The organism is Pseudomonas sp. NPDC089547 (genome assembly GCF_050280665.1).
Taxonomy (GTDB): domain Bacteria; phylum Pseudomonadota; class Gammaproteobacteria; order Pseudomonadales; family Pseudomonadaceae; genus Aquipseudomonas.
Genome location: NZ_JBNNVS010000029.1, coordinates 1 through 18,521, shown reverse-complemented (window position 1 = coordinate 18,521; position 18,521 = coordinate 1). Strand labels below are relative to the sequence as shown.

The 18,521-nt window shown below is 64.1% G+C and carries 16 protein-coding genes; 6 read left to right on the top strand and 10 right to left on the bottom strand.

What is annotated here, in order from left to right:
* Positions 1–14: 14 nt before the first annotated feature.
* The 6 genes from ACQKPZ_RS19090 to yccS all read left to right on the top strand — a co-directional run bounded on the left by ACQKPZ_RS19090 (position 15) and on the right by yccS (position 9,472).
* Positions 15–1,457, top strand: a complete 1,443-nt coding sequence (locus tag ACQKPZ_RS19090; RefSeq protein WP_427541079.1) for a TldD/PmbA family protein — start codon at positions 15–17, stop codon at positions 1,455–1,457.
* Positions 1,457–2,776 (top strand): TldD/PmbA family protein, encoded by a 1,320-nt coding sequence (locus tag ACQKPZ_RS19085; protein ID WP_427541076.1) that lies wholly within the window; start codon positions 1,457–1,459, stop codon positions 2,774–2,776. Before ACQKPZ_RS19090 ends, ACQKPZ_RS19085 begins: the two co-directional genes overlap by 1 nt.
* Before the next feature lie 109 nt (positions 2,777–2,885).
* Complete coding sequence (mdtD, locus tag ACQKPZ_RS19080) at positions 2,886–4,313, top strand: multidrug transporter subunit MdtD (protein ID WP_427541073.1); 1,428 nt, start codon at positions 2,886–2,888, stop codon at positions 4,311–4,313.
* 112 nt (positions 4,314–4,425) lie between these two features.
* On the top strand, positions 4,426–5,763 hold the full coding sequence (gene dbpA, locus ACQKPZ_RS19075; RefSeq protein WP_391126650.1) for an ATP-dependent RNA helicase DbpA: 1,338 nt from the start codon (positions 4,426–4,428) through the stop codon (positions 5,761–5,763).
* Positions 5,764–5,895: 132 nt separating this feature from the next.
* Positions 5,896–7,077, top strand: a complete 1,182-nt coding sequence (locus ACQKPZ_RS19070) for an NAD(P)/FAD-dependent oxidoreductase (RefSeq protein ID WP_427541070.1) — start codon at positions 5,896–5,898, stop codon at positions 7,075–7,077.
* A 211-nt stretch (positions 7,078–7,288) separates the two neighbouring features.
* Positions 7,289–9,472, top strand: a complete 2,184-nt coding sequence (yccS, locus tag ACQKPZ_RS19065) for a YccS family putative transporter (protein ID WP_427541067.1) — start codon at positions 7,289–7,291, stop codon at positions 9,470–9,472.
* A 130-nt stretch (positions 9,473–9,602) separates the two neighbouring features.
* Here the strand turns inward: yccS and ACQKPZ_RS19060 are convergent, their stop codons facing one another.
* The 10 genes from ACQKPZ_RS19060 to ACQKPZ_RS19015 form a co-directional block, all read right to left on the bottom strand.
* The gene (locus ACQKPZ_RS19060) at positions 9,603–10,340 is read right to left on the bottom strand and encodes a substrate-binding periplasmic protein (protein ID WP_427541064.1); all 738 of its coding nucleotides are present in this window, start codon (positions 10,338–10,340) and stop codon (positions 9,603–9,605) included.
* Between the two features lie 104 nt (positions 10,341–10,444).
* Entirely contained in the window at positions 10,445–10,741 is a 297-nt protein-coding gene (locus ACQKPZ_RS19055) for a winged helix-turn-helix domain-containing protein (protein ID WP_016395304.1), read from the bottom strand.
* Between the two features lie 12 nt (positions 10,742–10,753).
* The gene (locus tag ACQKPZ_RS19050) at positions 10,754–11,254 is read right to left on the bottom strand and encodes a M48 metallopeptidase family protein (RefSeq protein ID WP_391126188.1); all 501 of its coding nucleotides are present in this window, start codon (positions 11,252–11,254) and stop codon (positions 10,754–10,756) included.
* Positions 11,255–11,293: 39 nt separating this feature from the next.
* The gene (locus tag ACQKPZ_RS19045; RefSeq protein WP_391126191.1) at positions 11,294–13,420 is read right to left on the bottom strand and encodes a putative bifunctional diguanylate cyclase/phosphodiesterase; all 2,127 of its coding nucleotides are present in this window, start codon (positions 13,418–13,420) and stop codon (positions 11,294–11,296) included.
* A gap of 237 nt (positions 13,421–13,657) precedes the next feature.
* A complete protein-coding gene (gene fba, locus ACQKPZ_RS19040; RefSeq protein WP_012274520.1) occupies positions 13,658–14,722 on the bottom strand; it encodes a class II fructose-bisphosphate aldolase in 1,065 nt (354 codons plus the stop codon).
* A gap of 100 nt (positions 14,723–14,822) precedes the next feature.
* Complete coding sequence (locus ACQKPZ_RS19035; RefSeq protein WP_012274521.1) at positions 14,823–15,152, bottom strand: MliC family protein; 330 nt, start codon at positions 15,150–15,152, stop codon at positions 14,823–14,825.
* Between the two features lie 63 nt (positions 15,153–15,215).
* Positions 15,216–15,467 (bottom strand): hypothetical protein, encoded by a 252-nt coding sequence (locus ACQKPZ_RS19030; protein ID WP_391126195.1) that lies wholly within the window; start codon positions 15,465–15,467, stop codon positions 15,216–15,218.
* Positions 15,467–16,630 (bottom strand): phosphoglycerate kinase, encoded by a 1,164-nt coding sequence (locus ACQKPZ_RS19025; protein ID WP_391126198.1) that lies wholly within the window; start codon positions 16,628–16,630, stop codon positions 15,467–15,469. Before ACQKPZ_RS19025 ends, ACQKPZ_RS19030 begins: the two co-directional genes overlap by 1 nt.
* 12 nt (positions 16,631–16,642) lie before the next feature.
* Positions 16,643–17,704 carry an erythrose-4-phosphate dehydrogenase gene (epd, locus tag ACQKPZ_RS19020; protein ID WP_391126201.1) on the bottom strand — a complete coding sequence of 354 codons (1,062 nt, stop codon included), beginning with the start codon at positions 17,702–17,704 and terminating at the stop codon, positions 16,643–16,645.
* A 179-nt stretch (positions 17,705–17,883) separates the two neighbouring features.
* Positions 17,884–18,521, bottom strand: a 638-nt coding sequence (locus ACQKPZ_RS19015) for a transketolase-like TK C-terminal-containing protein (RefSeq protein ID WP_427541061.1), incomplete at its 5' end; no start/stop codon positions are given.

Here is an 18,521-nt window from a genome sequence, read left to right as displayed (position 1 = left end):
ACGGAGGCTTCCACATGTTCGATACCAGCGCCCTGCTGCGCCAGCGCTTTGCCGCGCTGCGCAGCACGGCCGAGTTGTTTTCCCTGCGCCATGTGAAACAGTCGCACCAGGCGCTGTCGGTTCGCCGCAACGTTGCCGAGCCACCCTTCTTCAGCCAGGACGAAGGCGCCATGCTCACGGTGCGGGTCAACGGTGTGGAGGCTTACGCAGCCACCGCCGACCTGTCCCAGGGCGGCCTGCAACGCGCGCTGGAACAAGCCGAGGCCCTGGCCCGGCAGATCGCCCCGCACAGCCTGCTCGACCTGCGCGACCAGCCCGTGACCACTGCCCGTCACGACCATGTCTCGCCCAACTTCGACCAACCCGTGCCCTCCCTCGCCGACTGCCTTGGCCTGCTTGCCGCCGAATCGGCCAGCGTGCCCGCGGACAACCGCCTGGTGGACTGGCAGGCCAGCCTGGGCCTGACGCTGGTAGAACAAACCTACCTGAACTCGGCAGGTGCCGAGCTGCGCCACGCCCAGCGCTTCCTGTTCCCGGGCCTGGGCGTGACCGCCAGCGACGGCCAGGACAGCCAGAGCCGCAGCCTGGGCCGCGACAACTTCGGCCAGCAGGGCGGTTTCGAGATCATCGAGCGCTGCGGGCTGGTGGGCGCCGCCCGGCAGGTCGCCGACGAGGCCCTGCAACTGCTGCTTGCTCCCAACACCCCAAGCGGCCAGCGCGACCTGCTGTTGATGCCTGACCAGATGATGCTGCAGATCCACGAGTCCATCGGCCACCCGCTGGAAATGGACCGCATCCTCGGTGACGAGCGCAATTACGCCGGCACCAGCTTCGTGAAGGCCAGCGACTTCGGCCACCTGCAATACGGCTCCGGCCTGCTGAACGTGACATTCGACCCGACCATCGGCGAAGAGCTGGCCAGCTACAGCTTTGACGACGACGGCACCCCGGCCAGCAAGCAGTTCCTGATCCGCGCAGGCCTGCTGCTGCGCCCACTGGGCGGTGCACTGTCGCAGTTCCGTTCCGGCCTTGACGGCGTGGCCAACAGCCGCGCCTGCGGCTGGAACCGTGCACCGATCGACCGCATGGCCAACCTGAACATCGAGCCCGGCGACCAGAGCCTTGACCAACTGGTGAAGGGCATCGAGCATGGCATCCTGATGCGCACCAACCGCTCCTGGTCCATCGACGATGCGCGCAACAAGTTCCAGTTCGGCTGTGAATGGGGCCAGTTGATTGAAAACGGCGAGCTCAAGGGCATCGTCAAGAACCCCAGCTATCGCGGCATCTCCGCACAGTTCTGGCGCAACCTGTCGGCAGTCGGCGACCGCAGCACCTTCCAGGTATTGGGCACGCCGAACTGTGGCAAGGGCGAACCTAACCAGGTGGTGCGAGTCGGGCATGCCTCACCGGCCTGCGTATTCCGCCAGATCGACGTATTCGGGGGGGACGCCTGATGAAACACAACTTTGAAGCCTTGGTCGGGGATGTGCGCGCCGCCCTGCAAGCAGGCGAGCAGTTCACCCTGGGCTACAGCGCCGAACAGTCGCAATTCGTACGCTTCAACCATGCCAAGGTGCGCCAGGCCGGTGAAGTAAGCCAGGCCAGCGCAGAGTTGCGGCTGGTCCGCGATGGGCGCCAGGCGCAGCAGCAGGTGACCTTGAGTGGTGACGTGCAACTGGACCGCCAGCGCCTTGCCGATGCCCTGACGCAACTGCGCCAGACCCTGCCGCTGTTGGCTGTCGACCCTTATCTGCGCCTGGACGAAAGCGCCTGGCACAGCCACAGCTTGCAGGAACACCCCCTGCCCGAGCTGAGCGACGTGCTGGCCCTGCTCGAGCGCGAAGCCGGCGCGCTGGACCTGGTCGGTATCTACGCTGGCGGCCCGATCTGCCGGGGCTTTGCCAGTTCGTTCGGCGCTTTTGGCTGGCACCAGGCCAACAGCTTCAACTTCGACTGGAGCCTGTTCCATGAAAACGGCCAAGCGGTTAAAGCCAACTATGCCGGCCAGGTGTGGAACACCGACGATTTCACGGCACGCCTGCGCCAGGCGCGGGAACAGCTGGGCTTTCTCGGTCGCCCGGCAGTCACCCTCAAGCCCGGCAGCTACCGCGCCTACCTGGCCCCGGCAGCCATGGATGAAATCGCCGGCATGCTGTGCTGGGGCGGCTTTTCCGCGCAGGCCCTGGCCACCGGTAACAGCGCCTTGCAGCGTTTGTACAACGGCGATGCCCGGCTAAGCCCACTGGTGAGTTTCACCGAGCAGGTCAGCGGTTCACTTAGCCCGGCGTTTTCCGATGAAGGTGCACCGCGCCTGGATGTGCCCTTGATCCGGCAAGGCGAGGCGCTGCAGCGGCTGATCAGTGCGCGCAGTGCAGCCGAGTTCGCGTTGCTGGCCAATGGTGCCGACAGCTACGAATCGCCGTGTGCGCTGAGCCTGGCGCCGGGTAACCTGGCCAGGGAGCAGGTCCTTGAGCGGCTGGGCACCGGGCTGTACATCAGCAACCTGTGGTACCTGAACTACTCGGACCTGCCGGCAGCGCGCATGACCGGGCTGACCCGGTTTGCCACCTTCTGGGTGGAAAACGGGCAGATTCAGGGGCCGGTGAGCACCATGCGTTTCGATGACAGCCTGTACAGCTTGCTGGGCAGCCAGCTGGAGGACCTGACCCGGGAGCGCGAGATGATCCTGTCGACCAGCACCTATGGACAGCGCAGTACCGGGTCGAGTCATTTGCCGGGGGCGCTGGTCAAAGGCCTGACCCTGACATTGTGATAGGCATCACCGGCCTCTTCGCGGGCACGCCCGCTCCCACAGGGAACGCGTAACCCTTGTGGGAGCGGGCGTGCCCGCGAAAGGGCCGGCACTGACAAACGAGGAAGTCATGCCCGAACGCACCCCGCTGGACCCCGTCACCGCCCGCTGGATCCCCTGGGTGGTGGCCATCGCCTTCTTCATGCAGTCCCTGGACGGCACCATCCTCAACACCGCGCTGCCGGCCATGGCCCGTTCGCTGGCCGAAGACCCGCTGCGCATGCAGGGCGTGATCATCGCCTACATGCTCACCGTGGCCCTGCTGATTCCCGCCTCGGGCTGGATCGCCGACCGCTTCGGCACCAAGCGCATCTTCTTCAGCGCCATCCTGCTGTTCAGCTTTGGCTCGTTGCTGTGCGCTGCCGCCAATAGCCTGGGTTTTCTGATCTTCGCCCGCGTCGTGCAGGGCCTGGGCGGTGCCTTGATGCTGCCAGTCGGGCGGCTGGTGGTGCTGCGCGCCTACCCGCGCAGCGAACTGGTGCGAATCATGAGCTTCATCACCATCCCCGGCCTGCTCGGCCCGCTGCTGGGCCCGACGGTGGGGGGCTGGCTGGTGGAAATCCTGAGCTGGCACTGGATCTTCCTGCTCAACCTGCCCGTCGGCCTGATCGGCTGCTTTGCCGTCTGGAAGTTCATCCCGGACTTGCGCGGCGCCGAGCGCACCACGTTCGACGGGCCCGGCTTCCTGCTGTTTGGCGCTGCGATGGTACTGATCACCATCGCCATGGAGGGCCTGGGCGAGTTGCACCTGCCGCACCTGCGGGTGATGTTGCTGCTGTTCGCCGGCATGGCCTGCCTGGCCGCCTACTGGCTGCGTGCCGGCCGTGACCCGGAGCCGCTGTTCTCGCCCAGCCTGTTCCGTGTGCGCACCTTCGCCATCGGCATCCTCGGCAACCTGTTCGCCCGTTTGGGTAGCGGTGCCCTGCCGTTCCTGGTGCCGTTGCTGTTGCAAGTCGCACTGGGCTACTCACCGGCCCAGGCTGGCATGAGCATGATTCCGCTGGCAGCGGCGGCCATGCTGGCCAAGTCTGTCGCCCGGCCACTGATCGAGCGCTTCGGTTACCGCATCATCCTCACCGGCAATACCTTGCTGCTGGGCTTGCTACTGGCCAGCCTCGGCCTGGTCGATGAGCAGACGCCCTACCCTGTACTGCTGATCCAGCTGGGCTTGCTGGGCGCGGTCAACTCGATGCAGTTCACCGCGATGAACACCGTGACCCTGATCGACCTCGATGACGCCAGCGCCAGCAGCGGCAACAGCCTGCTGTCGGTGGTCGCACAGCTGGCCCTGAGCCTGGGCGTGGCTTGTGCCGGTGCACTACTCGGTGGCTTCACCGCTGCCGGCAGCGCTGAAGGCGTGGAATCTACCTTGGGTGCCTTCCAGCTGACGTTTGTCACCATCGGCGTGATGGCCATGCTGGCGGCGGCGATCTTCCTGCAACTGGCGCCGACGGACGGAAGGCGTGCCCGTCGTCCGGAAGAGCATGTAGAGTCTTAGGGCGAATGGCCATGAGGCTGGTAGACTGTGCGGCATTTTTAGCTTCGCACCGCAGGCCCGCCTCGTGACCACCGAATCCACCGCCTTTGCCACCTTGCCGCTGTCCACTGCCATGCTGGCCAACCTGGACGCCCTCGGCTACGCCTCGATGACGCCGATCCAGGCCCAGAGCCTGCCAGTCATCCTCAAGGGGCAGGACCTGATCGCCCAGGCCAAGACCGGCAGCGGCAAGACCGCCGCCTTCGGCATCGGCCTGCTGAACCCAATCAACCCGCGCTACTTCGGCTGCCAGGCGCTGGTACTGTGCCCTACCCGTGAACTTGCCGACCAGGTGGCCAAGGAGCTGCGCCGCCTGGCGCGCGCCGAGGACAATATCAAGATCCTCACCTTGTGCGGCGGCGTTTCGCTGGGCCCGCAGATCGCTTCGCTGGAGCACGGCGCGCACATCATCGTCGGCACCCCGGGGCGCATCCAGCAGCACCTGGACAAGGGCACGCTGGTGCTCGATGGCCTGAACACGCTGGTGCTGGACGAAGCCGACCGCATGCTCGACATGGGCTTCTTCGACGCCATTGCCAGCATCATCGGCAAGACCCCGTCGCGTCGCCAGACCTTGCTGTTCTCGGCCACCTACCCGGCCGGCATCAAGCAACTGGCCGCCGACTTCATGCGCAACCCGCAGCAGGTTAAGGTCGAGAGCCTGCACACCGACAACCAGATCGAACAGCGCTTCATCGAGATCGACCCGCAGCAGCGCCTGGAAGCCGTCACCCGCGTGCTCGGCCACTACCGCCCGGTGTCGTGCGTGGCGTTCTGCTTTACCAAGCAGCAGTGTGAGGACGTGGTTGCCCACCTGACTGCCAAGGGCATCGTTGCCCAGGCCCTGCACGGCGACCTGGAACAGCGTGACCGCGACCAGGTGCTGACCATGTTCGCCAACCGCAGCAGCTCGGTGCTGGTAGCCACCGACGTGGCCGCGCGCGGGCTGGACATCGATGGCCTGGACATGGTCATCAACGTGGAGCTGGCGCGTGATGCGGAAATCCACGTACACCGCGTGGGGCGTACTGGCCGGGCTGGCGAGAAAGGTATTGCGGTCAGCCTGGTAGCACCGGCCGAAGGCCACCGCGCCCAGGCCATCGAAGACTTGCAGAAGAGCCCTCTGCGTTGGGACTCGCTGGACAGCCTCAAGAACAAAGGTGGCGAGCCGCTGCTGCCGGTGATGAGCACCCTGTGCATCGCTGCCGGGCGCAAGGACAAACTGCGCCCGGGTGACATTCTTGGCGCGCTGACCGGTGACGCCGGGATCCCGGGCAAGCAGGTGGGCAAGATTGCCATCTTCGACTTCCAGGCGTTTGTTGCCGTAGAGCGGGCACTGGCCAAGCAGGCCATGCAGCGGCTGAACAGCGGCAAGATCAAGGGCCGCGCCCTGAAAGTCCGTATCGTCTGATCTATTTGGGGCCGCTTTGCGGCCCATCGCGACACAAGGCCGCTCCAGGGGGATCGCTTATCTCCTGTAGGAGCGGCCTTGTGTCGCGATGGGCTGCGCAGCAGCCCCCTGCAATCTTGAAGAGGTAACACCGTGCACTCCACCGACGTGATCATCCTCGGCGCCGGCGCCGCCGGCCTGATGTGCGCCCAGCTCAGCGCCCGCCGCGGCCGCCGGGTGCTGCTGCTCGACCACGCCAACAAGCCGGGCAAGAAGATCCTCATGTCTGGCGGCGGGCGCTGCAACTTCACCAACATGTATACCGAGCCGGCCAACTTCCTGTCGCAGAACGCGCACTTCTGCAAGTCGGCCCTGGCCCGCTACACCCAATGGGACTTCATCGAACTGGTGTGCAAGCATGGCGTTGCGTACCACGAGAAGAAGCTCGGCCAGCTGTTCTGCGACAACAAGGCCAGTGACATCCTCGACATGCTGCTGGCCGAGTGCGACGAGGCCGGCGCCGAAATCCGCATGCACACCAGCATCGAACAGATCGAAAAGACCGAAACCGGCTACCTGCTGCAGACCAGCGGTGGCCAGTTCGCCTGCCAGTCACTGGTGATCGCAACCGGCGGTCTTTCGATCCCGACCCTGGGTGCCACCGGCTTCGGCTACCAGGTGGCGCGCCAGTTTGGCCACACCCTGCTACCGACCCGCGCCGGGTTGGTGCCGTTCACCATCACCGAGCCCCAACTCAAGGCACTGTGCACCGAGTTGTCCGGCACCTCGCTGGACTGCACCGCCAGCTGCAATGGCACCAGCTTCCGCGAGAACCTGCTGTTCACCCACCGCGGCCTGAGCGGCCCGGCGATCTTGCAGATTTCCTCGTTCTGGGAAGCCGGTGACACGGTGGTAATCAACCTGCTGCCCGACCGCGATGCGCTGACCTGGTTGCAACAGATGCAGAGCGAGCGCGCCAATGCCGAGCTGAAGACCGTGCTGGGCGAGGTGTTCACCCGCAAGCTGGCCAACCTGCTGGCCGAACAGTGGTTCGAGTCCAGACCGATGAAACAGTACACCCCGCCAGAGCTGGCACAGATCGCTGAAAAACTGGCGAACTGGCAAGTGGTACCGGCCGGCACCGAAGGCTACCGCACCGCCGAAGTCACCCTGGGCGGCGTGGATACGCGCGAAGTGTCGTCCAAGACCATGGAGTCGCTGAAAAGCCCCGGGCTGTACTTCATCGGCGAAGTGCTCGACGTTACCGGCCACCTGGGCGGCTTCAACTTCCAGTGGGCCTGGGCATCGGCCAACGCCGCAGCGCAGTTCGTGTAGAGTAGAATCCATTCAGCAGCACGGAACGCTTCTTGCTGGCCCGTGCTCAGCGCCGGAATTTGGGCCGCTTCGCGCCCCTCCGCGGGCATGCCCGCTCCCACAGGGTCTTGTGTTGTACCTGTGGGAGCGGGCGCGCCCGCGAAGGGCCGCAAAGCGGCCCCAGTAACCGGTTCTGAAAGGTATTCCTCTGATCACTGCCTAGCAGGCCATCATGTCATCGAGCTCGTTCCGTCAGTCACTGCGTCGCCTGTGGGGCCAAGACAAGTTCAGCTACAGCATCCGGGTCACCATCGCCCTCACCGGCAGCCTGGCCCTGTGCTGGTACCAGAACGAGATGGCCCTGCTGATCCCCCTGTTCCTCGGCATCATCGCCAGCGCCCTGGCCGAAACCGACGACAGCTGGCAGGGCCGCCTCAGCGCCCTGGCCGTTACCCTGGTATGTTTTGCCATCGCCGCGCTGGCGGTGGAGCTGCTGTTCCCCTACCCCTGGATATTCGTCGTTGCGCTGGCCTTGGCCGCATTCGGCCTGACCATGCTCGGTGCCCTGGGCGAGCGCTATGGGGCAATTGCCTCGGCAACACTGATCACGGCGGTTTACACCATGATCGGGGTGGACCAGCGCGGCGGCGAGGTGACGGACTTCTGGCACGAGCCGTTGCTGCTGGTGGCGGGCGCGGCCTGGTACGGGCTGCTGTCGGTGCTGTGGCAAGCGCTGTTTTCCAACCAGCCGGTGCAGCAAAGCCTGGCCAAGCTGTTCTTCGAACTGGGCAGCTACCTCAAGCTCAAGGCGAGCCTGTTCGAGCCCATCCGCACCCTCGACGTCGAAGCCCGGCGCCTGGAACTGGCTCAGCAGAACGGCAAGGTGGTGGCGGCGCTCAACGCGGCCAAGGAAATCATCCTGCACCGCGTGGGCAACAGCCAGCCGAACTCCAAAGTCAGCCGTTACCTGAAGCTGTACTTCCTGGCCCAGGACATTCACGAGCGGGTCAGTGCCTCGCACTACCCTTACAACGCCCTGACCGATGCATTTTTCCACAGCGACGTGATGTTTCGCTGCCAGCGCCTGCTGCGCAAGCAGGGTTCGTCCTGCCAGGAGCTGGCACGCTCGATCCGCCTGCGCCAGCCGTTCGTGCTGGCCAGCGGTTATCCCGAAGCCCTTGAAGACCTCAACGCCTCGCTGGAGCACCTGCGCATCCAGAGCAACCCGGCATGGCGTGGCCTGTTGCGCTCGCTGCGGGCGCTGGCGGCCAACCTGGCCACCCTGGACCGCCTGCTGAGTGCCGCCAGCAACCCGGACAGCCTGGCCGATGCCAGCGACAGCAGCCTGCTCGACCGCTCGCCACGCTCGCTGAAAGACGTGTGGACACGCCTGCGCACCCAGCTTACGCCGACCTCGCTGTTGTTCCGCCATGCCCTGCGCCTGCCGCTGGCGCTGTCGATCGGCTACGGCATGGTGCACTTGATCCACCCGACCCAAGGCTACTGGATCATCCTCACCACGCTGTTCGTGTGCCAGCCCAACTACGGTGCTACCCGGCGCAAACTGGTGCAGCGCATCTTTGGCACCGCGGTTGGCCTGACGGTGGGTTGGGCATTGTTCGACCTGTTCCCCAACCCGGTTATCCAGTCGCTGTTCGCCGTGGTCGCCGGGGTGGTGTTCTTCGTCAACCGGACCACCCGCTACGCCTTGGCTACAGCTGCCATTACCCTGATGGTGCTGTTCTGCTTCAACCAGATCGGCGATGGCTATGGGCTGTTCCTGCCGCGCCTGTTCGATACCCTGGTGGGCAGCCTGATCGCCATCCTGGCGGTATTCCTGTTCCTGCCTGACTGGCAAGGGCGGCGGCTGAACAAGGCGCTGGCCAATACCCTGGCCTGTGCCAGTGTGTACCTGCGCCAGATCATGCAGCAGTATGCCCATGGCAAGCGCGACGACCTGGCCTACCGCCTGGCCCGGCGCAATGCCCACAACGCCGATGCTGCGCTATCCACCACCTTGGCCAACATGCTGATGGAGCCAGGGCATTTCCGTAAAGAGGCGGATGTGGGCTTCCGCTTCCTGGTGCTGTCGCACACCTTGCTCAGCTACCTCTCGGGGTTGGGCGCGCACCGCGATACAGCCTTGCCGGCGGAGGTGCAGGAGCAGTTGATTGAAGGTGCGGGGCAAAGCCTGGCCAGTAGCCTGGACGAGATTGCCAACGGGCTCGCGGCGCGGCTGCCGGTGGCCATTCACAGTGATGCCGAAGAGGCACTGGCCAATGCCCTGGAGCAGATGCCGGAAGAACTGGATGAGCACCAGCGGCTGGTGCAGACGCAGTTGGCATTGATCTGCCGGCAGTTGGCGCCGTTGCGGACCTTGGCTGCGCACCTGATCAAGGAAGGTGCGCCGGCCTGAGCCTTGTGTTGCCTGTACCGGCCCTTTCGCGGGCACGCCCGCTCCCACAGGGACCGCGCAGGTCTTGAGGTGTGTATGAATCCTGTGGGAGCGGGCGTGCCCGCGAAAGGGCCGGTACAGGCAACCGCGATCAAAAGCCATGCTGACGCAACAGCCGGGCATAGCTGCCGTCGGCCTTCATCGCCACAATCGCACGCTCGAACCGCTCGACAATCCGCGCATGCTCCGGGTGCTTCAGGCTGACCAGTATATGCAAGGTGTTCTCCCCCAGCGGCGGCTCCACCAGCATCACCCCATCGCGCACTTCCTGCGGCTCACGCTGCAGGTTGTAACGCGCCACATACTCGTCCTCTACCGCCAGGTTCACCCGCCCGGCCGCCAGCATGCGCACCGCCGACGAGAAGTTGCGCACCGGCACCTTGTTCAACCGGGTATCGCCGTCGAACTCAGGTGAGTAGGCGTAATCACGCACCACGGCAATGCTGTAAGGGTACAAGTCCGACTGACGCTGGTAGCGGAACACCTCCCCCGTGCGCTGCAGCAAGCGAATGCGGTTCGTCAGATAGGCGCTGGAGAACTGCCCGACAAGGGCGCGGGCATCGTTCTGCCAGGCATTGATCAGCACGTCGTAACGCCCTTCACTCACCCCCAGCAGCGCCCGCGCCCAAGGTGCCTCTTCGACACTGGCGGCGTAGCCTGCGCGGGCCAGCGCAGTGGTGACAATACTGGTCGCCAGGCCACCGCCCGCCATGCTGGCATCGGTGAACGGCGGCCAGTTATCGGCCACCAGGCGTAGCCTGGCGTGACCCGGGGCGGGTGTTGCCAGCATCATTGCCAGTAAACCCAGAACACAAAGCAGTGGCCGCATGCTCACGTCCTTTCGCAATGGAGGGACACACTGGCGATGAGATTACACAAAGCTGTTTCCGGGAGCAGCGGCCAATAGTGTCAATTTGCCTCTATTTTGGCCGTTCAGGGATACCCGAGCACTTCCCGTATCTGCCGCAGGTGCTGGATGATCCACTGCTTGTCGATCGCGCCCCAGTCATGAATGCGGTAATGCCCGGCGTGGTTGCGTGCGCCCTCCTGCTGTTCAAACTCGCAGACGATGTCCAGGTCGGCCAGGGCCGCGATGGTGTCCTGGGCGGTGCGCCGCGGCATGCCAGTAGCCTCCATCAGGGCAGGTACGCTGGTCGCGGTCTGGCTGTCGATCAGCCAGGCCACGTAAAGCCGGCGGTAGAAGCTGCTCTTGGTCTTGCTCACTTCCATGCTGCGTGGTCCTTAACAGTTGCCCGGCAGCTCCCGATAGGTCAGGTAGACGCGCAGGTCGAATTCCAGTTGGTGGTAGTCCGGCTCCATGTGCTGGCAGAGCTGGTAGAACGCCTTGTTGTGATCGCGCTCGCGCAGGTGCGCCAGCTCGTGCACCACGATCATGCGCAAGAACTGCGGCGCGGCTTCCTTGAACAGCGAGGCAATGCGGATTTCCTTCTTCGCCTTGAGCTTGCCGCCCTGCACCCGCGACACCGCCGTGTTCAGGCCCAGCGCCCGATGGGTCAGGTCGAGGCGATTGTCGAACAGCACCTTGTCCAGGTTCGGCGCACTGCGCAGGTACTGCTGGCGCAAATCCTGGGCATAACCGTACAACGCCTTGTCGCTTTGCACATCGTGGCGCTCGGCGTAACGGCGCTGCAGGTACTCACCCAAGCGGTCGCTGTCGATCATCTGGCGCACTTGCTGCTGCAGGTGCGGGGGGTATGCTTGCAAGTAACGTAGTACGGTCATGGCGCTGCATTCGGCGTAACGAATGCCGATTCTAGCCAATCATGACCCTGGCCAGGAGAAAATCGCCGGGAAGCCGCTGGCGTCCGCCGCCGTCATTGGGTAAGCCACCAAAAAGCCCTGCACGTATTCGCAACCATTGGCCTTCAGCCACGCGGCCTGGGTCGGGGTTTCCACGCCTTCGGCAATCACCGTGATGCGGTAGTCGGCACACAGGCCGATCACGCTGCGCACCAGCGCAGCATCCACCGCCGAATCGGGCAGGCGTGCCACCAGGTGGCGATCGAGCTTGAGGGTGTCGATTGGCAGGTCGCGCAGCATGCGCAACGAACAGTCGCCCGCACCAAAGTCATCCAGGGCCACCCGCACCCCCAGCTCGCGCAAGCGGTGGATCTGTTTCACGGCCGCGTCGATGTTGTACATCAGCGAGGTTTCCGCGACCTCCACCTCCAGCTGCGCCGGAACAAGCTGGTAAAGCTCGATGACCCGCTGCAGTTCCTCGACCAGGCCAGGCATGACGAACTGCGCACGGCTCAGGCTGATGCCAAGCACAAGGTCTGCGGGGAAGCGTTCGTACCAGGCCTGGCGCTGGGCCGCGCCCTGACGATAGATCCAGCTGGCCAGGCGGTTGATCAGGCGCGCTTCTTCCAGCAACGGAATGAACAGCCCCGGCGGTACGTCGCCAACGCTGGGGTGCTGCCAACGCAGCAAGGCCTCGAACCCCCGCAGACGGCCGTCAATGAACGACACCTGCGGCTGGTACACCAGGGTGAAGTCCTGCTGTTCGATGGCGGCACGCACGCCATCTTCCAGCATCAGCCGTGAGCGTGCCCGCCCGTTGAGCTCCTGGTCATAGAACCGGTACTGCTGGCGACCGGCCTGCTTGGCGGCGTACATCGCTGCGTCGGCTGCGCGCAGCAGGCCTTCGACATTGGCCCCGCAGTCCGGGTAGGTGGCGATGCCGATGCTGACGCCAAGGGTTACATCAAGCCCTTCGATCTGATGGCTGATGGAAATACGTTCAAGCAATTTTTCGGCGTAACGCCCCGCCTGCTCGGGGTAAGGCAGGCTGTCGAACAGTGCGGTGAACTCATCACCGCCCATCCGCGCCAGCAAGGCCTCGCTGCCCAGGCAGTCTTTCAGTTGCTCGCCAACCCAGCGCAGCACGCGGTCTCCGGTTTCGTGGCCCAACGAGTCGTTGATGCGCTTGAAGCCGTCCAGGTCCATGTACATCAGCGCCTGCGCCTTGTCCGAACGCTCGTTGCGCAGCAGCGCACCCTCTGCCGCCTGGTAGAAACCACGCCGGTTGAGCAACCCGGTGAGCGGGTCGGTAACGGCCTGGTACTCCAGTTGCTGGTGCAGGTTGCGCACCACTGACATGTCCAGCACCGTCACCACCATGGCTTGCTGGTCGGCCGGCAGCGGTGCACAGGACAACGCCGCGGGCACCAGTTCGCCACTCAGGGTACGCAGTTGGGCATCATGCACACGGAATATCCGCCGCCCCAGATAGGCCTGGTAGAAGTCCGACTCATTCCACAGGCAGGCGCTGGCCAGTTGTATCAGGTCAAGCAGGTGGGCCCCCTGCAACTGCTGCACGGGGGCCGACAGCAAGCGTGAAATGGCCGGGTTGGCAAAGCTGATGATGCCCTGGGCATCCACCACCAGGATGCCCTCGGCGGCGTTCTCCAGAATCGATGCGTTGAACGCCCTGGCGGCCTCCAGCTCGCGGCTCAGACGTTGCAGCATGCGGCGGTTGCGCTGCTGTTCGAGCAGCGCCTGGACCTTGGGCTTGAGAATTTGCGGGTCGAACGGTTTGAACATGTAGTCCACGGCGCCGCTGGCGTAGCCTTTGAGCACGGCCGCTTCGGACTGTTCGTTGGCGGTGAGGAATATGATCGGGGTCAGCCGGGTACGCTGGCTGCCGCGCATCAGCCGGGCAACTTCAAAGCCGTCCATTTCCGGCATCTGTACATCCAGCAAGACCAGGTCGACGTCGTGTTCGAGCAACGCACTCAGGGCTTCCATCCCCGAGCTTGCCGTCAACACTTGCCAATCCTGCCGGGCCAGCAAGGCCCGCATGCTGATCAGGTTTTCCGGGTAGTCATCTACTACCAGAAGTACCGAGCTGCCATCCAGTGGCTGTGGTTGAGCTTGAGCGCCATCCATGCTGCTTCTCTGTTATGTGACCGACTTCAAGATACGGTTGGATCCATTAATACTCTAGACCTGAGAATGCAACGCGCAATGCAATCAGAACGCTATCAGTGATTCACCTGTACGGTAGCCGACTAACGGTCAGTCTGCCGGAATAATGTGCATGCGAATGCTCCAGCATGGATGTCACATTCTGACGCGCATAAAAAAACCCGCATCGCTGCGGGTTTTTTCATTGCTGCCTGAAGATCAGTTGACCTTGGCGGCCAGCTCACCTTTCAGGTAGCGCTGGTACATGCCTTCGAGGGAGATCGGCTTGATCTTCGAGGCATTACCGGCAGTGCCGAAGGCTTCGTAACGGGCGATGCACACGTCACGCATGGCCTTGACGGTTTCGCCAAAGAACTTGCGTGGGTCGAACTCGCTTGGGTTGGTGGCCATCAGGCGACGCATGGCACCGGTGGATGCCAGACGCAGGTCGGTGTCGATGTTGACCTTGCGCACGCCGTACTTGATGCCTTCAACGATCTCTTCGACCGGCACACCGTAGGTTTCCTTGATGTCGCCGCCGTACTGGTTGATGATCGCCAGCCACTCTTGCGGTACCGAGGAAGAACCGTGCATCACCAGGTGGGTGTTGGGGATGCGCTTGTGGATTTCCTTGATGCGGTCGATGGCCAGCACGTCACCGGTAGGTGGTTTGGTGAACTTGTAGGCACCGTGGCTGGTACCGATGGCGATCGCCAGGGCGTCAACCTGGGTCTTCTTGACGAAGTCGGCGGCCTCTTCCGGGTCGGTCAGCATCTGGCTGTGGTCCAGCACGCCTTCGGCGCCGATACCGTCTTCTTCACCGGCCATGCCGGTTTCCAGCGAACCCAGGCAGCCCAGCTCGCCTTCCACCGAAACGCCGCAGGCATGTGCCATGGCAACGGTTTGCTGGGTAACGCGGACGTTGTACTCGTAGTCGGTCGGGGTCTTGCCGTCTTCACCGAGCGAGCCGTCCATCATCACCGAGCTGAAGCCCAGCTGGATCGAGCGCTGGCAGACGTCAGGGCTGGTGCCGTGGTCCTGGTGCATGCACACCGGGATGTGCGGGAACTCTTCAATGGCAGCCAGGATCAGGTGACGCAGGAACGGGGCGCCAGCGTATTTGCGGGCACCGGCCGAAGCCTGGACGATCACCGGGGAGTCGGTCTTGTCGGCCGCTTCCATGATGGCGCGCATCTGCTCGAGGTTGTTGACGTTGAAAGCTGGTACGCCGTAACCGAACTCGGCGGCGTGGTCCAGCATCTGGCGCATGCTAATGAGTGCCATTGTGTATCTCTCTCCCGACAAGCGTCGTTTGTTTCGTGCAAGCCTGCCGCAGGGGCGGTTGCTGTTCAAGTAGTGTGGGCCATTCACGCGGCCCGGCCAGTCACGGTGCCTTGCAGCCCCGCCCAATCAGATCGTTGGTTGCCACCCAGTACACCAGGCCTTCTTCGCCCTTGGTGTGGAAGGCCAGCATGCCATCGCTGTACAGCGCACCCGAGGCACCCGGCTCGGACTTGAGCCGGTAGACCTGGTCGCCGCCGCCAAGGCGCACGTCAACCTGGTCGCGTTGTGCATCGGCGAAGCGCCACAGCACTTCGGCCTGGGTGTCACAGACCCAACGGGTCCAGTTGTCTGCCGGGGCGGGTTGCGCCGGCTGCAGCAGTGAGCATCCTGCCAGTGTCGCCAGGGCCGTCACGGCCAAAAGCGCTTTCATTGCATATCCTCTAGATGACCACACAGCGGTCGCTTGGTTGCCTGACCCGACGAAACGCCGGGGTCACGGGCAACCCGGCGCCTTGCGCTGGTGGTCTTCGTCGTACTTTTCCAGGCCTTCCGGGCCCACGCGCTTGCTGATGACCGGCACGGTTTCGGCCTGCCATTCGGACTGGTAGCAACCGCCCTTGGGCGGATGTGCCGGGTCGGCATCCGAGGCCGGGCTGCCAGAGCAGGCGCTCAGCAGGCCAGCCAGCATCATCACAGGCAATTGCTTGACCATCAGGCCACTCCCTTTGCCAAGCGCCGACGTCATCAGGCCTTGGCCCGCTCTTCCAGGATTGCCACCGCTGGCAGGACCTTGCCCTCGACGAACTCGAGGAAGGCGCCACCACCGGTAGAAATGTAGGAGATTTGCTCGCTGACGCCATATTTGTCGATGGCTGCCAGGGTGTCACCGCCACCGGCGATGGAGAACGCGGCGCTGTCAGCGATGGCCTTGGCCAGTACCTGGGTGCCGTTACCGAACTGGTCGAACTCGAACACGCCGACCGGGCCGTTCCACAGGATGGTCTTCGACGACTTCAGCAGCTCGGCGAAGTTGGCAGCGGTTTGCGGGCCGATGTCCAGGATCATGTCGTCAGCAGCTACGTCGGCAATGGCCTTGACGGTGGCTTCGGCGGTTTCCGCGAACTCCTTGGCCACCACCACGTCGACTGGCAGAGGCACGCTGACCTTGGCGGCAATGGCCTTGGCGGTGTCGACCAGGTCAGGCTCGTACAGCGACTTGCCTACCGGGTGGCCAGCAGCGGCCAGGAAGGTGTTGGCAATGCCGCCGCCAACGATCAGCTGGTCGCAAACGCTGCTCAGGCTGTTCAGCACGTCCAGCTTGGTGGACACCTTGGAGCCGGCAACAATGGCGGCCATCGGCTTGGCCGGGGCCTTCAGGGCCTTGCCCAGGGCGTCCAGCTCGGCAGCCAGCAGCGGGCCGGCAGCGGCGACCTTGGCGAACTTGGCCACACCGTGGGTCGAACCTTCGGCACGGTGAGCAGTACCGAACGCGTCCATGACGAACACGTCGCACAGGGCAGCGTATTTCTGCGCCAGTTCGTCGGCGTTCTTTTTCTCGCCCTTGTTGAAGCGCACGTTCTCGAACAACACCACGTCACCGGCCTTGACCTCGACACCGTCCAGGTAGTCGGCAACCAGTGGCACGTCGCGGCCCAGGGCCTTGCTCAGGTATTCGGCAACCGGCTTGAGGCTGTTGTCGGCAGAGAACTCGCCTTCGGTCGGGCGGCCCAGGTGCGAGCAGACCATTACCGCTGCGCCCTTCTCCAGGGCCAGCTTGATGGTCGGCAGCGCTGCCAGGATACGCGCGTCGCTGGCTACCACACCGTCCTTCACAGGCACGTTGAGGTCTTCGCGGATCAGTACGCGCTTACCTTGCAGGTCGAGGTCGGTCATCTTCAACACGGTCATGAATGCAGTCCTTCAGGGCTGTTTGTTGCGGGTTGGGTGAACGACGTGCAGAAAGTGTTCGGCAACGTCGAGCATACGGTTGGCAAAACCCCATTCGTTGTCGAACCAGGCCAGCAGGTTCACCAGGCGGGGGCCGGAAACACGGGTCTGGCTGGCATCGACGATGGCCGAATGCGGGTCATGGTTGAAATCACAGCTGGCGTGGGGCAGCTCGGTGTAGGCCAGCAAGCCTTTAAGCGGGCCGTCCAGCGCCGCCTCACGCAATACCCGGTTGACCTCGGCCGCGGTGGTGTCGCGGGCGGTCTGCAGGGTGATGTCCAGGCACGAGACGTTGACGGTGGGCACACGTACCGCTTTGGCCTGGATTCGCCCGGCAAGTTCCGGGAGCAGGCGCTCGATGCCACGCGCCAGACCAGTGGACACCGGGATCACCGACTGGAACGCCGAGCGCGTGCGGCGCAGGTCTTCGTGGTGATAGGCGTCGATCACCGGCTGGTCGTTCATCGCCGAGTGAATGGTGGTGATCTGCACATATTCAATGCCGAACGCCTGGTCCAGCACACGCAGCAGCGGCACGCCGCAGTTGGTGGTACACGAGGCGTTGGACACCAGGCGCTCGCTGCCGGTCAGGCAGGCCTGGTTGACCCCGTAGACCACCGTGGCATCGACATCGGCCTCGCTGGCCATCGGCTGGGAGAACAGCACGCGCGGTGCGCCGGCATCGAGGAAACGCTGCCCATCGGCACGGGTGTTGTAGGCGCCGGAGCACTCCAGCACCAGGTCGATGTCCAACGCTGCCCAGTCGATGCCTTCAGGGGTAGCACTGCGCATTACCCTCACGCAGTCGCCATTGATATGCAGGCAATCGCCGTCGACCTTCACTTCACCGGGGAAACGCCCGTGGGTGGAGTCGAAGCGGGTCAGGTATTCCAGGCTGGCCTGGTCGGCCAGGTCGTTCAGCGCGACGATCTCGAAACCGGCCTTCGCCCCCCGCTCGAACAGCGCGCGCAGGACACAGCGGCCGATACGGCCATAACCGTTGAGTGCAACTTTGTAGGGACGCAGGTGGGGCATTCGTTGGCTCGCTAACGCATGATGGCATTTGGGGCCGCGTTGCGGCCCATCGCGACACAAGGCCGCTCCTACAAGGGCTGCATGCGCAGTACCCTGTAGGAGCGGCCTTGTGTCGCGATGGAGGGCAGAGCCCTCCCCTTGCACGACCTGGAGGGCGTCACTGCCCTCCATTTGTTACATCAGTCTTCCAGCAGCTCTTCGGCAGTACCCAGGATGTTCTCCAGGGTGAAGCCGAATTCTTCGAACAGTGCCGAAGCCGGCGCCGACTCACCGTAGGTGGTCATGCCAATGATACGGCCTTCCAGGCCGACGTACTTGTACCAGAAGTCGGCGTGGGCAGCTTCGATGGCGATGCGCGCACCCACTTCCAGCGGCAGTACCGACTGCTTGTAGGCAGCGTCCTGGGCGTCGAACACGCTGGTGCTCGGCATCGACACGACACGCACCTTGCGGCCTTGCTCGGTCAGTTTGTCGAAGGCCTGAACAGCCAGGCCCACTTCGGAACCGGTGGCAATCAGGATCAGCTCAGGCTCGCCAGCGCAGTCCTTGAGCACGTAGCCGCCACGGGCGATATCGGCGATCTGCTGGGCGTCGCGGTCCTGGTGTTGCAGGTTCTGGCGCGAGAAGATCAGCGCCGACGGGCCGTCCTTACGCTCCAGGGCGTGCTTCCAGGACACGGCGGATTCCACCGCGTCGGCCGGGCGCCAGGTGTCCAGGTTCGGCGTGCTGCGCAGGCTGGCCAGCTGCTCGATCGGCTGGTGAGTCGGGCCGTCTTCGCCCAGGCCGATGGAGTCGTGGGTGTAGACGTGGATCACAC

Bases quoted from the DNA above. Each gene is read 5' to 3' on its own strand.
- yccS (WP_427541067.1), top strand. From the start codon at position 7,289: ATGTCATCGAGCTCGTTCCGTCAGTCACTGCGTCGCCTGTGGGGCCAA.
- ACQKPZ_RS19055 (WP_016395304.1), bottom strand. From the start codon at position 10,741: ATGGAAGTGAGCAAGACCAAGAGCAGCTTCTACCGCCGGCTTTACGTG.
- ACQKPZ_RS19035 (WP_012274521.1), bottom strand. From the start codon at position 15,152: ATGAAAGCGCTTTTGGCCGTGACGGCCCTGGCGACACTGGCAGGATGC.
- epd (WP_391126201.1), bottom strand. From the start codon at position 17,704: ATGCCCCACCTGCGTCCCTACAAAGTTGCACTCAACGGTTATGGCCGT.
- ACQKPZ_RS19050 (WP_391126188.1), bottom strand. From the start codon at position 11,254: ATGACCGTACTACGTTACTTGCAAGCATACCCCCCGCACCTGCAGCAG.
- ACQKPZ_RS19045 (WP_391126191.1), bottom strand. From the start codon at position 13,420: ATGGATGGCGCTCAAGCTCAACCACAGCCACTGGATGGCAGCTCGGTA.
- ACQKPZ_RS19030 (WP_391126195.1), bottom strand. From the start codon at position 15,467: ATGACGTCGGCGCTTGGCAAAGGGAGTGGCCTGATGGTCAAGCAATTG.
- ACQKPZ_RS19085 (WP_427541076.1), top strand. From the start codon at position 1,457: ATGAAACACAACTTTGAAGCCTTGGTCGGGGATGTGCGCGCCGCCCTG.
- mdtD (WP_427541073.1), top strand. From the start codon at position 2,886: ATGCCCGAACGCACCCCGCTGGACCCCGTCACCGCCCGCTGGATCCCC.
- ACQKPZ_RS19025 (WP_391126198.1), bottom strand. From the start codon at position 16,630: ATGACCGTGTTGAAGATGACCGACCTCGACCTGCAAGGTAAGCGCGTA.
- dbpA (WP_391126650.1), top strand. From the start codon at position 4,426: ATGCTGGCCAACCTGGACGCCCTCGGCTACGCCTCGATGACGCCGATC.
- ACQKPZ_RS19060 (WP_427541064.1), bottom strand. From the start codon at position 10,340: ATGCGGCCACTGCTTTGTGTTCTGGGTTTACTGGCAATGATGCTGGCA.
- fba (WP_012274520.1), bottom strand. From the start codon at position 14,722: ATGGCACTCATTAGCATGCGCCAGATGCTGGACCACGCCGCCGAGTTC.
- ACQKPZ_RS19090 (WP_427541079.1), top strand. From the start codon at position 15: ATGTTCGATACCAGCGCCCTGCTGCGCCAGCGCTTTGCCGCGCTGCGC.